General features: G+C 70.3%; 11 protein-coding genes. 7 read left to right on the top strand and 4 right to left on the bottom strand.

The features are described from left to right. The first annotated feature begins 240 nt into the window (after positions 1 to 240). From KUA19_RS21335 to KUA19_RS21360, 6 genes are all read left to right on the top strand, one after another. Entirely contained in the window at positions 241 to 2433 is a 2193-nt protein-coding gene (locus KUA19_RS21335) for an MMPL family transporter (RefSeq protein ID WP_217398186.1), read from the top strand. A gap of 258 nt (positions 2434 to 2691) precedes the next feature. Continuing rightward, entirely contained in the window at positions 2692 to 4392 is a 1701-nt protein-coding gene (locus KUA19_RS21340; RefSeq protein WP_217398188.1) for a dynamin family protein, read from the top strand. After that, positions 4382 to 4966 (top strand): nucleotide exchange factor GrpE, encoded by a 585-nt coding sequence (gene grpE, locus KUA19_RS21345; protein ID WP_217398190.1) that lies wholly within the window; start codon positions 4382 to 4384, stop codon positions 4964 to 4966. Before KUA19_RS21340 ends, grpE begins: the two co-directional genes overlap by 11 nt. Beyond that, entirely contained in the window at positions 4963 to 6846 is a 1884-nt protein-coding gene (locus tag KUA19_RS21350) for a dynamin family protein (protein ID WP_217398192.1), read from the top strand. Before grpE ends, KUA19_RS21350 begins: the two co-directional genes overlap by 4 nt. Before the next feature lie 23 nt (positions 6847 to 6869). Next, positions 6870 to 8993: an Hsp70 family protein gene (locus KUA19_RS21355; RefSeq protein ID WP_217398194.1), complete on the top strand. Its 2124-nt coding sequence runs from the start codon at positions 6870 to 6872 to the stop codon at positions 8991 to 8993. 90 nt (positions 8994 to 9083) lie between these two features. Further along, positions 9084 to 9413 carry a YkvA family protein gene (locus tag KUA19_RS21360; protein WP_217398196.1) on the top strand — a complete coding sequence of 110 codons (330 nt, stop codon included), beginning with the start codon at positions 9084 to 9086 and terminating at the stop codon, positions 9411 to 9413. A gap of 4 nt (positions 9414 to 9417) precedes the next feature. Here KUA19_RS21360 and KUA19_RS21365 read toward each other — a convergent pair whose 3' ends face one another. The 3 genes from KUA19_RS21365 to KUA19_RS21375 are packed head-to-tail and all read right to left on the bottom strand — an operon-like array spanning position 9418 to position 11668. After that, a complete protein-coding gene (locus KUA19_RS21365) occupies positions 9418 to 10485 on the bottom strand; it encodes an ABC transporter permease (protein ID WP_217398198.1) in 1068 nt (355 codons plus the stop codon). Beyond that, positions 10482 to 11384 carry an ABC transporter ATP-binding protein gene (locus KUA19_RS21370; protein ID WP_217398200.1) on the bottom strand — a complete coding sequence of 301 codons (903 nt, stop codon included), beginning with the start codon at positions 11382 to 11384 and terminating at the stop codon, positions 10482 to 10484. Before KUA19_RS21370 ends, KUA19_RS21365 begins: the two co-directional genes overlap by 4 nt. Positions 11385 to 11437: 53 nt before the next feature. After that, complete coding sequence (locus KUA19_RS21375) at positions 11438 to 11668, bottom strand: hypothetical protein (protein WP_372451819.1); 231 nt, start codon at positions 11666 to 11668, stop codon at positions 11438 to 11440. 94 nt (positions 11669 to 11762) lie between these two features. On the opposite strand from KUA19_RS21375, the gene KUA19_RS21380 reads away from it, so the two are divergent. Further along, positions 11763 to 11993 (top strand): hypothetical protein, encoded by a 231-nt coding sequence (locus KUA19_RS21380; RefSeq protein WP_217398204.1) that lies wholly within the window; start codon positions 11763 to 11765, stop codon positions 11991 to 11993. Here KUA19_RS21380 and KUA19_RS21385 read toward each other — a convergent pair. Next, on the bottom strand, positions 11990 to 12967 hold the full coding sequence (locus KUA19_RS21385) for a DNA polymerase domain-containing protein (protein ID WP_217398206.1): 978 nt from the start codon (positions 12965 to 12967) through the stop codon (positions 11990 to 11992). The two genes, KUA19_RS21380 and KUA19_RS21385, sit on opposite strands and share 4 nt — an antisense overlap. Between the last annotated feature and the right edge of the window lie 34 nt (positions 12968 to 13001).

The following is a 13001-nucleotide window of genomic DNA, read 5'->3' on the forward strand; positions in this document are numbered from 1 at the left end:
CTGTTCGAGTAAAGGCTAGCCGTTCGGCAAGCCGTCACCCAGCCGTTTGGCTAGCTGCGAACTTACCGTTCGGCAAGCTGAAAACTTGCCGAACGTCAAGTTCACGCCTTGCCGATCGGCTTGCTCCGGCCTTGCCGAACGGCTAGTGTCTGGCCGTGCGCGGCGACTCCCTCCACGCAGTGTGAACAGCGTGTTTCGCCGTGATGACCGCCACCCTTCCCTCGTCTGGAGTTCTCCACCGTGGCAACGTTCCTCTACCGACTCGGCCGGTTCTCGTACCGCCGTCGCTGGCTGGTGCTCGGCGTCTGGGTGCTGCTGCTCGCCCTCGCGGGCGCCGGCGCGGCCACCCTGTCCGGCAAGATGTCCAACGACTTCAAGATTCCGGGCACCGAGGCGCAGCGGGCCATCGACCAGCTGGCCGAGCGCTTCCCCGAGGCGCACGCCGGTGGGGCCAGCGCCCGCGTCGTGTTCGCCATGCCCGAGGGCAAGACCGTCGCCGACCCCGCGGTCCAGGCCGCCATCGGCCAGGTGGTGGCGCAACTGCAGCACGCGCCGCAGGTGGCGCGGGTAGTGGACCCGTACACGGCGAAGTCAATCTCCATGGACGGCCGCTACGCCTTCGCCCAGGTCTCCTACTCGGTGCAGGGCATGGCGCTGACCGACGGTGACCGCGAGGCGCTGATGGACGCCGCGCAGACCGGCCGCGACGCCGGGCTGACCGTCGAGGTCGGCGGCGACGCGCTGCGGGCCAACCCGGAGACCGGCATCGTCGAGGTCATCGGCCTGGCCATCGCCGCGCTCGTGCTGATCATCACGCTCGGGTCGCTGGTCGCGGCCGGGTTGCCGCTGCTGACCGCGTTCGCGGGTGTGGCGGTCGGCATGGCGGGCATCCTCATCGTCGCGCGCGTCGCCGACATCAACTCCAACAGCCTGATCCTGGCGCTGATGCTGGGCCTGGCTGTCGGCATCGACTACGCCCTGTTCATCGTGTCCCGGTTCCGGCATGAACTGCTGGTACGCAAGGACGGCGCCGAGGCGGCCGGGCGTGCGGTCGGCACGGCCGGTTCGGCGGTCGTGTTCGCCGGACTCACCGTGATCATCGCGCTGGCGGCGCTGTCGGTGGTCGGCATCCCGCTGCTGCGCGGTATGGGCCTGACCGCCGCCGGTGTGGTCGCCATCGCCGTCCTGGTCGCCATCACCCTGCTGCCCGCGCTGCTCGGCTTCTCCGGCAACCGCCTGGTCAAGGGCCGCCTGTTCGGGCACGCCACCCCCGACCCCGAGGCCGACGGCGGCCCGGTGCCGATGGGCGAGCGCTGGGCCCGATTCGTGGTGCGCTTCCGCATCCCGGTGCTGATCCTGGCCATCGCCGCGCTCGCCGTGATCGCGATCCCGGCCAAGGACCTGCGCCTCGGCCTGCCCGACGACGGCATGCAGCCCTCGACCACCACCCAGCGCAAGGCGTACGACCTGCTCAGCACCGGTTTCGGACCGGGCTTCAACGGCTCGCTGGTGATCGTCGCCGAGCTGCCCGCGGGCGCCGACCCGCAGGCCGTGACCGGCGCCCTCGCCGGCAAGCTGATGGGCCTGCCCAACGTCGCCTACGCCGCGCCGCAGGGCCTGAGCCCTGACGCGCGCACCGCGCTGCTGGCCGTCATCCCGAAGACCGGTCCGAACGACGAGGCCACCGCCGAGCTGGTGCACCGCATCCGCGACCACCGGGCCGACATCGCCGCCGGTACGGGCGCCACGCTCGCGGTCACCGGCGTCACGGCGCTGGCCATCGACGTGTCCACCCGCCTGGACGACGCGCTCGTGCCGTACCTGGCGGTCGTGGTCGGGCTGGCGTTCCTCCTGCTGCTGCTCGTGTTCCGCTCGCTGCTGGTGCCGCTGAAGGCCACGCTCGGGTTCCTGCTCAGCGTCGCGGCCACGTTCGGCGCGGTGGTGGCCGTGTTCCAGTGGGGCTGGCTGGGCGACGTGTTCGGCGTCGAGGTCACCGGCCCGATCATGAGCATGCTGCCGGTGCTGCTCATCGGCATCCTGTTCGGCCTGGCCATGGACTACCAGGTGTTCCTGGTGACCCGGATGCGCGAGGACTACGTACACGGTGCCCCGGCCCGCGAGGCTGTCGTGACCGGGTTCCGGCACGGGGCCCGGGTGGTCACCGCCGCGGCGATCATCATGATCAGCGTTTTCGGCGGGTTCGTGTTCTCGGGCGAGACGCTCATCCAGTCGATCGGGTTCGCGCTGGCGTTCGGCGTGCTGGTCGACGCGTTCGTGGTCCGCATGACCATCGTGCCCGCGGTGATGTCACTGCTGGGCAAGGCGGCCTGGTGGCTGCCCCGCTGGCTGGGCCGCGTCCTGCCCGACATGGACGTCGAGGGCCAGCGCCTGCACCAGCCGGAGCCGGCCCTGGAGCCGGTGACCGTCGGTTAGGGTCATGACGCGGGCACCGGATGCCTCCGGTGCCCGCGGTCCGTCTGCCGAACCGCGGCCACCATCGGAGCTGGTTCGGGGGTACGGCGGAACCGCAACGCGAGCCGCACACGCGTTCTGACCCACCGTCTGACCGGCACCTCCGCCGACCGGCCAAAAGCGACGGTCGAGCCGCCGCCGACCTGGATATCCGATGTCGACGGGCGTTAGCATGCTGGTCTCATCCAGGTGGCACGCCCGGCGGCGAGGCATATTTTGATGCAAGGACGGGACCGCAGGGCCGAAATCACCACGGCTCATGGCGTACTGGCCACGGCACTGGCCGCACTGGAAGGCGACCGCCACGCCGAAGCGGTGCGCGAGATCAGCTCCGCCGTGCGAGCCGCCGCCGACAGCCTGGACCGCAGTATCCGGGTCGCGGTCGTCGGCCAGATCAAGCGAGGCAAGTCCACTCTGGTGAACGCCCTGCTCAAGCGCCGCCTGGCCGCGACGGCGCAACTGGAGCTGACGTTCAATGTCAACGAGTTCGTCTACCCGGCCGCCGATGCCGAGCAGACGACGATCGTCTACCGCGACGGTGGGCGTCGCACCGTCTCCCGCGCCGAGCTGGCGAAACTGACCCTGGCCGAACGGGACAGGCTCGACGTGCTGCGCGGTGTGGACCGGATCGTGTTCGAGGTGGGCAACGAGCTGCTGCGGCAGATCACCCTGGTGGACACGCCCGGCCTGGGCAGTGTGTACGGCGACTCCGCCGCCACACTCACCTACCTCGGCATATCCCTGTCCGAGGAGGACGCCCGCATCCTGGAGGTGCTGGGACGGCAACCCGAGCAGGTGGGAGCCGACAGCGAGGGCGAGATCGGCTCAGCCGACGCGGTGCTGTACCTCTTCTCCCGCAGCCGCCTGCACGCCCGCGACCGCGACGTGGTGCTGCGCTTCCTGGACTCCGGCGCGGCCACCGCGGACCGGGGCAGTCCGCTGCGGTCGCTGGGCGTGCTCAGCTCGTGCGACCTGGCCTGGAGCAAGGCGATACGCAGCGGCGCGAAGCCGAACGAGTTCGATCCATTGGTCGACGACGCCCAGCCGCAGATCGACGGCTTCCTCAAACGCGAGCCGGAGGTCCGCCACCTGTTCCACACCATCCTGCCGGTCTCGGGGCTGCTCGCCGAGGGCGCGCTGACCCTGCCCGCGCCCCTGTTCGGCGCCCTGAGGGAGCTGGCCCAGGTCGAGCCCGGCCGGCTGCTGCGGTGGCTGCGCGACATCGGCGAGTTCTCCCGACCGGACCTTCCGGGCAGCCCCATCTCGGCGGCGACGGCGCGTGAGCTGGCCCGTGGGCTGGGCGCCTGGGGCATCTACCTGGCCTGCCTGTACCTGCGGGAGAACGTGCCCGAGCAGGAGGTCCGCGATCGGCTGCTACAGCGCAGCGGTGTACCGCAGCTGGAGGAGAAGATCGTGCGCCACTTCGGCGACCGGGCCGACCTCATCGCCCTCGAACGGGCGCTCAGCCTGCCCGAGCGGCGCATCCGCGACTTCATCCGAGCCTGCAACCTGCGCGGCGCCGACCACCCGCAGGTGCTCGACCGCGTCGCCGCCAGTCTTGAACAGACCAGGGAGAACCAGCACGCGTTCGCCGAGCTCGCCGTCCTGCGGGACCTCTACTACGAGCGGCTGCGGCTGGACGAGCAGAGCCGGCACGAACTGCTGTGTGTGATCGGCGAGCGCGGCACCAGCGTCGCCGCGCGGCTCGGCCTTCCCGAAGACGCCTCGACCGACCAGCAGCTCGCCGTCGCGCTCGCCGCGGTCGAGCAGTGGGCCCGCCGATCGATCGACCCGGCGGTGGACGGCGCGACGCAGCGCGCGGCCGGAGTGATCCGCAAGAGCTACGGCGACCTCGCCGCACGGCTGCTCGACGACAGCCGGTCCGATTCCACGTACACGGGAGGAAACTGTGTTCGGTAGGGGACGCCCCGGCCGGGATGGCCACGACCGGGAGGTCCACGACCTCGCCCGGACGGTCGCCTCGTACGGGGCCAGGCTGGTCGGGCAGGCCGTACCCGACGAGCACATGTCGGTGAAGGGACTGCTGCGCGTGGCCATGACCAGCATGAGCATGCTCGCGGAGGGCAACGCCTACATCGCCCGGGAGGGTGATCTGGCGCGGCTGGAGCTGGAACGCGGCCTCACCGACGCGCAGCGGTCGCGGCTGGGCCTGGCCAAGGAGCTCGTGGTGATCGACGAGCGGGTGCGGGCGGTGCGCGACGCGGTCGACCAGGATGCCGAGATCGAGGCACGCAACTTCATCAGGTGGCTGGCCGAGCGGCTCAACGGGGTGATGAGCCTGGCCGGAGTCACGACCTTCGAGGATGACGGCCAGTTCGATCCGGCCACCCATGAGGTGGCGCACACCGTGCCCACCACCGACGAGCGAAGGATCGGCGAGATCGCGCACAGCGTGCGTCCTGGGTTGCGCCTGGACGGCAGCCTGCTGCAACCGCAGCTGGTGGTGCTGTACACGGCGCCGGCGGCCGAATGAGACGCGCCGACGAGTTGCGGGCCAGACTCGACGGGCTCGCCCGCGACCTGGTCGAGCTGCTGCCGGACGAGCCCGACCGAGGCGCCCACGACGCGATCGACCGGGCCCGTTCGGCCCTGACCCAGCCGTTCTATGTCGTGGTCTGCGGCGAATACTCGCGTGGCAAGTCGACCCTGCTCAACGCACTCATGGGACGGCCCGGCCTGTTCCCGGAGGGCGGGTTGACCACCAGTGTGGTCACCCAGCTCGCCTGGGGAGCGCAGGAGCGGGCGTTCGTCACGACCCACCCCGATCCGGCGACCAGCCGCCCCGGGCGGCGGTTCGAGGTGCCCCTTTCGGAGGTCTCCCGCTACGCCACCGAGGAGGCCGATCCCGGCAACGCCCAGGCGGTCGCGGTGGTGGAGATGTTCGCCCCCATCCCGCAGTTGCGCTCCGGCCTGGTGCTGGTCGACACGCCGGGGATCAGCAGCATCCGGGCGGCGCACACCGAGGCGACGTACGCGTTCCTCGGCACCGCGGACGCGGTGCTGTTCGTCACCGGCGCGCGCGAACCGCTCACCGCGTATGAGCTGGCGTTCCTGCACGACGTGGTGGCGCAGTGCCCGACATTCACCGCGGTCGTGGCGCAGATCGACGACGTGCCCGACTGGCGCCCCATCGTGGACGACGCACGCACGAAGATCGCCACGGCGGTGCGCCGCAACCGCGCCGACGTCACGGTGCTGCCGGTGTCCGCCTACCGGGCATTCGACGCCGCCGCGGAGCACGACCCGGCGCTGCGTCAACGCTCGGGCCTGCCCGAACTGGAGGAGGTGCTGTGGGGCCAGCTGACCATCGGTTGCGAGAAGGCGCGGATCTCGGCGGCGCTGTCGGGCCTGGCGCAGGCCCTGGAGCACGAGGCCGCCCCGGTTGCCAACGCGTGGCAGGAACTCGCCGAAGCCGACGCCGGCGTGCAGTCGGCGGAGCTGACCCGGCTGGAGCTGCAGCTGGACAACCTGCGCCGGGGCGAGAGCGCCTGGCTGCAGCACCTGGACAAGGAGTTCGAGCGCCGCTCGCCGATGATCAGACAGGACATGGCGGCCGCCTTCCAGCACCTGGTGCTCAACATCCGCACCCAGACCGACCTGTACGGCGACGACCAGGACCCGGATGACGTCGTGCAGCGGGCACAGCGGGCGATGATCGACGCGGCGCTGGAGGCGGAGCGCGCGCTGAGCGCGCTCTGCGGTGGACTCGCCGCCGACGCGGCGGCGCTGGCGCAGATCGAGTTGGTGACCGCGCAGGCGTCGCAGCAGTTCTGGTCACCGCCGCAGGTGGTGCGCCAGGGCACGCCGTCGGGAACCCCCTCGATCCAGCCCGCGCAGACCCTGAAGCTCAGCGTTCGCACCGGCGTGACCATCGCGGGCGTCGGCGCGACCGTTGGCGGGGTCATCGGCGGTCTGGTCGCCCCGGGTGTGGGCAACGCGGCGGGTGCGCTGATCGGCGGTGTCGTCGGGCACCTCGCCGGCTGGGTCGTGGTGACCTGGGAACACATCCGCACCGCCCGCGCCGATCATCGGCGCAAGATCGCGCACCGGTTGACCGAGCGGCTGCCCAAGCTCGTCGAGCAGGCCGCGCGCGACGCCGACGACCGGTTCGTCGCCGAAGCGGCCAGACGGCTCGAGGTGCTTCGCGACACCCTGACCCGCGGTATCGCCCTCGACCGGGCCAGCCTGACCCGGTCGATCACGCTGGTCGACCGGACACTCACCGCGGACGCGTCCGCTCGCGCCGCACTACGACGGGAGCTGGCGCCGCGGCGTGAGCGGCATCAGCAACTGGCCAACCAACTGTCCGAACTCGGCGACGACGTCGGATCGCTCGAGTCACGTCCGAGATAGTCCGTGAAGAGGAGAACGGTTTCGTGACAGGCGTCGTCTACGGCATCGACTTCGGCACGTCCAACTCTGCGCTGGCCATCGGGATGCCCCGGGCGGGCAACAGGTACGTCGGCGACGTCGCGGGTGCCGCTGGAGCCAACTACCAGATCCCGACCGCCGTGTGCGCACTGGACGACGGCACGCTCGTCGTCGGCCGCCAGGCCGTCAACCGCAAGCAGAGCTCGCCGGGCAGCTACCTGGACAACTTCAAACGGTATGTCGGGCACAGCAGCCCGATCATCCTCGGCGGGCAGCGGCGCCGCGTCGAGGAACTCGTCACGGCGACACTGGGCTTCCTGCACCAGCGTGCCAAGGCCATCACCAACTCCGAGCCGGAGGTCGTGGTCATCACCGTCCCGGCGTCGTGGAACCGGGACAAGAAAGAGGTGATCCGCACCGCCGCCATCAACGCCGGGATGGGTGCGGCCACCATCGAGCTGATGGCCGAGCCTGCCGCGGCCGGCGCCTACGCGCTGTCGCAGAACATGGTCGGCCAGGGCCAGGGCCGCCTGCTCGTGTACGACCTGGGCGGCGGCACCTTCGACTGCGCCGTGGCCGAGCGGCGCGACAAGGGCGAGTTGCAGGTGCTGGACTACGGCGGCTGCGACATCGGCGGCACCCTGTTCGACGAGGTGGTGCAGACCGAGCTGCGGGCACGCCATCCGGAGCAGACCGCCGAACTGTTCTCCGAGCAGGCCAAGACCTCCTCGGACCTGCTGCGGCTGCTCCAGGTTCGGGCCGCCTGCGAGCGCCTCAAGTGCCAGCTGTCGAACTCGGAGCAGGCGTTCGAGATGCTCACCGAACTGCGGCCGCCGGTGGAGTTCGAGTTGACCCGGGCTCGGTTCGAGCAGCTGGTGGCCCCCTCGATCGACGAGACGATCCGCGAGTGCACCGCACTGCTGGAGCGGCTGGGCATGAGCTGGGCGGGTGTCTCGGCTGTGCTGCCGGTGGGCGGATCCAGTGTGATACCGCTGGTGCGCCAGCGCCTCCAGCAGAGTTGGGGACGCGCGCCGCGTTCGGTGTACGACTCGCACCTGGCCACGGTGAACGGCGCCGTGCTCCGCGCTCGGGCACTGGCCGGTGTCCCCGACCAGTCGGCCGCGGTCGCGCCGACGATCGTGGACATGGCCCCTACCCAGGGCGGCACCCGCACCGGTGCGGAGTCGCCCCGCTGGGATCCGACCAACGTGGACAGCCGCCGCAATCCGGCGTACGAGTACGCGATCGAACCCACGGTCCCCAAGTTGACCAGCAAGCCGGCGGGTCGGTTCTGGGCGCCGTTCCTGATCTGGGCGGTGGCGTCGGTCGCGCTGGCCACTCAATACTGGAACCTCTACTGGGCCGCAGGGTCCGTGGCGCTGGTCGCCGCGGCCTTGAGGGTGATGCTGGTCTCGCGGCGTCCGGAACCATGGCCCTCGGCCACGGAGGCATTCGCCGCGACCACTGCGGTGCTCAGCGGTCTGATGATGGTGGGTGGCGCTGCGCTCTACGTCAAGCGCGCGGTCATGAACGGCTTCGGCGCCAACTGGCTACCGGCCGTGCTCGGGATAGTGGCTCTGGCGTCGGGCCTGACTCTGCTGGTCATGCTGACTGATGCCGACCTCGACAAATGGACCGCCAACCGGAAGCGGACCGAGATCGAAGACAAGCTGAAGCGGCTGCGCGACGCGCGCAAGCGGGTCGGCGAGGAGCGTCTGTTCGGCATGATCAAGGCGCAGGTGCCGCCGATGCTCGAACCGCTGCTGCGGCTGCCCGCGGTCCGGGTGGTGAAGCTGGCCCGCGACCCGATCTTCACGTACGCGATCACAGCCGGGCCCCGTGTGGTGCTGGTCCACCTCGCACGGTCTGCCAACAGCCTGCCCGAGATGGACGCCAGTCTCAACGGATGGCGTGCGGCCTGCCAGAACGCCGTCGCGGAGATGTCGGGAACGCGTACGGTCAAGGCTCGGGCGGTCATCGTGGTGCCCGGCGACAGCGCGCCGCAGTGGTCCTTCGACGCGGCGGCACTGATCACGACGGAGTCGGATCTCCCCGGGGTCGTCGGTCCGTTCCTCGCCGCCGAGCCGTACCGGGTGCTGGTACCGATGGTCGCCGCCACGCTCGGCTGAACCGCCTCGCCGGGTGCGGTACGGCCGCACCCGGCGATCAGGGTCGATCGGCTCATGCTTAACCGGACCCGCATGGGGTAGAAAGCGCATGTGTCCCGACAGACCTGGATCCTCATCGCCGTCATCGGCGGTATCTTCTGCCTGCTCACCCTCTGGGGAGCCATCAAGCTGGGCAAGCGCCTGTTCGTCACCAAGCGCCTGCTGGACCAGGTCGGCGCGGGTGGCAAGTGGGCCTTCTACGGCGCGCTGATCTACACGTTCCTGCCGATCGACCTGCTGCCCGACCCGATCTACCTCGACGACATGGGTGTGCTCGCCGCCGCCCTGGTCTACCTGACCAGCCTGCTACGCAAACGGGGTGTGAAGCTGCCGCTGCCGCGCTCGCGCCACGATGGCAGCGAGCGCGGCGCGCGGCGCTGAGCGATCAGGCGTCGTCCCACTTGAACAGCAGCGCGGCGATGCCGGAAACCACCACCGAGAACCCGGCCAGGATGCCGATGGCGGGCAGGGTGGCGGTGAAGCCCTCGCCGCGCACCATCACGTCCTGCATCGAGCTGACCAGGTGCTTGAGGGGCAGCAGGTCGGAGATCTGCTGGAGCCACTTGGGCGCGCCGTCGAGCGGGAAGAAGGCGCCGGACAGGAACGCCATCGGCAGCACGATCAGGTTGGCGATGGCGCTGGCGGCCTCGGACGTCTTGGCGGCGGCCCCGGCGAGCAGGCCGATCGACAGGAACGCGAGTGTTCCGACGACCATGAGCGGGATGAAGGCGTACCACTGATCGGACAGTTGCAGTCCGAACGTCGGCAGCAGCGCGACCCCGATGAAGACACCGGACTGCACCAGCGCGAGCAGTACGCTGACCGACACCCGGGCGCCGATCACCGACGCCAGCGGCACCGGGGACAGTCGCAGCCGCCGCAGGATCTTCTTCTGCCGCCACGACACCAGCGTCAGCGCGGCGCCGAACGTCGCGCCGCTGGCGATCGCCCAGCCCAGCAGGCCCGGGGTCATGTACTGGATCGCCTTGAGCGACTCGTCCTCGACCTGTTTGGTGGTCAGCGTCAGCGCGGGCTGAGTCACCCCGGCGAGGGCGAGGTTGGTCTGCTGCACCAGCGCCTGCATGATGCCGTGCACCGTGGCGGCCTTGACCTGGTCGGCGGCGGAGAAGTGGACGATGATCTGGTCACCCTGCTGCTCCAGCGCCGCGGCGACGTCACCGTCGCGGACCTGCTGGAGCGCGGCGGCCCGGTCATCCTCGCGGGTCACCGCGAGCACGTCCGACAGCTGCGCCTTCGCGTCGGCGGGCAGGTTGTCCAACGCCGCGACCGACCCGATCTGCACCACGTCGGTCTTCGAAGCGCCCGGCGACTTGAACAGCGCCCCGAAGATGATCAGGAACATCAGCGGGAAAAGGATGGTGAAGAACAGCGCGGTGCGGTCGCGGAAGAACCCTCGCGCCATCGCCTTGGAGAGACTGATCAGACCGGTCATGCCCGGTACTCCCGTCCGGTCAGGTGCAGGAAGACGTCCTCGAGCGTGGCGCCGCGCACCGACAGGCCGCGCAGCGCGTCCTGCTCGGCCAGAGCGGAGAGCACAGGCGCGGGGGTACGCGTGGCGAAGGTCAGCGACACCCCGTCGTCGTCCACCTCCACGCCGTCGACCAGCCCTCGGGCCGCGTCCAACGTCATGGTGCCGCTCTCCACGGAGATGCGGGTGGGTGCGTCGAGGTCACGCACCAGCGTGGCGGGCGGACCGGACTCCAGGATCCTGCCGTGGTCCATGATCGCGACCCGGTCGCACAGCGACTCGGCCTCGTCCAGGTAGTGCGTGGTCAGCACGACGGTGCGGCCCTGGGAGTTGATGTCGCGCAGCACGTCCCACAGGTTGCGGCGCGCCTGCGGGTCCAGCCCCGCGGTGGGTTCGTCGAGGAAGACCAGGTCCGGCTCGTGCGCCAACGCGCAGGCGATCGACAGCCGCTGCTGCTGACCGCCGGACAGGTCCTCGTTGCGCTTGCCCGCCATGTCGGACAGGCCGACGTGGTCGAGCCACTCGTCGGCCTTCTTGGCGGAGACGCCGTACAGCGAGGCGAAGGTGCGGATCTGCTCGCGGGCGGTGAGTCGCTCGAAGAACGCGCTGGCCTGCAACTGCACCCCGATGCGGGGCAGCAGCTTCGGGTTGCGCGGCCAGGGCTTCTCGCCGAACAGGGTGACCTGCCCGGCATCGGGCTGACGCAGTCCTTCGAGCATCTCCAAGGTGGTGGTCTTACCGGCGCCATTCGGGCCGAGGATGCCGAAGAACTCCCCTGCCTGGACCTCGAACGACACCCCGTCCACGGCCACGAGTTCCCCGTAGGCCTTGCGCAGGTCGGTGACCTGGATCGTCGGTGGCATGCGTTGCACCATACCGGCTTCGCGCCATAACGATCATCCCATCTGGACGGTACCTATCCGGCGAACCGGGCAAGTAGTTGTTCTTCGGCCGCCTGCACCGCCTCAGCATCGGCCGGATTCGGCACCTTCGTGCTCGCCCCGGTGACCGTGTACCACTCCTCGGCGCCCTGATACTGCACCCGCAGCGTGACCCGTCCGTCGGCGGCCACCTGCGGTTCCAGGGTCAGGTCCCCGGTGATGGTCCCGACCTCGTCTGTCATCACCCCGCCCGGCGGGGCGGTCACGTTCGTCACCATGAAGATCACATACCCGACTCCGGCCCGCCCAATCCTTGCCGCACCCGGATATCGTGCTGGCACCCCAGCAGAGGAAGCGCCCGTGGACAGCGACGAGACCGACCCCGACGCACCGGAGACCCCCACCGAACGCCTACGTGAACGGCTCGGCTGCGCGGCTCTGGTGGTGATGGCCGTCGCGGGTGTGTTGGCCTGGTGCGACGTGTGGTCGTGGCAGACGGCCCGCATGATCTATTGGCCCGGCATGGGGGCGCTGCTGCTGTGGGATCTGTCGAGATACGTGTGGCGGACCCTGACCAGGTACCACCGCTAGTCGGACTGCTCCCGGCGGGCCTTGGCACGGCGTTTTCCCTCGTGCATCGCCTGGACCCGGGCGATCGGAATGGTGTGGCCTTCCGCGATCAGATCCTCGGGCAGCGCCTGCGGGGCGGGCATCGACCCGGCCCAGCGGTCGACCCCGCCGAGCAGGTCGGGCACGGTGCGAATGGTGAAGTCGGCGGGAGTGACCGAGGCCAGGTCGGCCCAGCCGACCGGATACGACACCGGCACCCCGGGACGCAGGCGCGGGCTGTACACCGAGACGACCGTGCCGCCGCCCGCCCGGGTCGAGTCGAGGAACACCCGCTCGCCCCGGTCGGCTTTGATGAACGCGGTGGTGGCCAGCGCGGGGTCGAGCCGTTCGGCGCGGGCGGCGATCGCCCGGGTGGCGGCCGCAACGTCGTCGGTGCCGAGCTTGCCGTCCAGCGGCACGAACACGTGCGCGCCCTTGGCGCCGCTGGTCTTGACCGCGCCGTCCAGGCCCGCCTCCGTCAGCACCTGGCGCACCAGCAGCGCCGCCTGGGCAGCCGCGGCGAATCCGTCGGCCGCGTGCTCATGGACGTCCGGCGGGTCGAGGTCCAGCACGAGGTGTGTCGGGTGGGTGAAGTCGCCGGCGAGCACCAGCGTCGGGTGATACTCGATGGCTCGTTGGTTGGCGAACCACAGCAGGGTGCGGCGGTCGTCGCACAGGGCGTAGTTCACCTCGCGGTGCGACGTCTCGGCCCACAGCGCCACCGACTCCACCCAGTCCGGGGTGTACTTCGGCAGGTTCTTCTGCATGAACGGCGGCTGGTCGCGCAGCATCCGCACCACCGACAGCGGTCGGCCCCGCAGCGCCGGCAGCATCATCGGGTGTACGGCGTCCAGATAGTCGACCAGATCCCGCTTGGTCGCGTCGGCCCCGTCGAACAGGGGCTGATCGAGGTTGGTCAGCGACACCCCGTCGCGTGTCTCACCCGCTGTCGCCACGTGATCACCCTCCCCCGCCGTACCGGATTCGTCA

The organism is Catellatospora tritici, from assembly GCF_019083965.1.
GTDB classification, from domain to species: Bacteria; Actinomycetota; Actinomycetes; order Mycobacteriales; family Micromonosporaceae; genus Catellatospora; species Catellatospora tritici.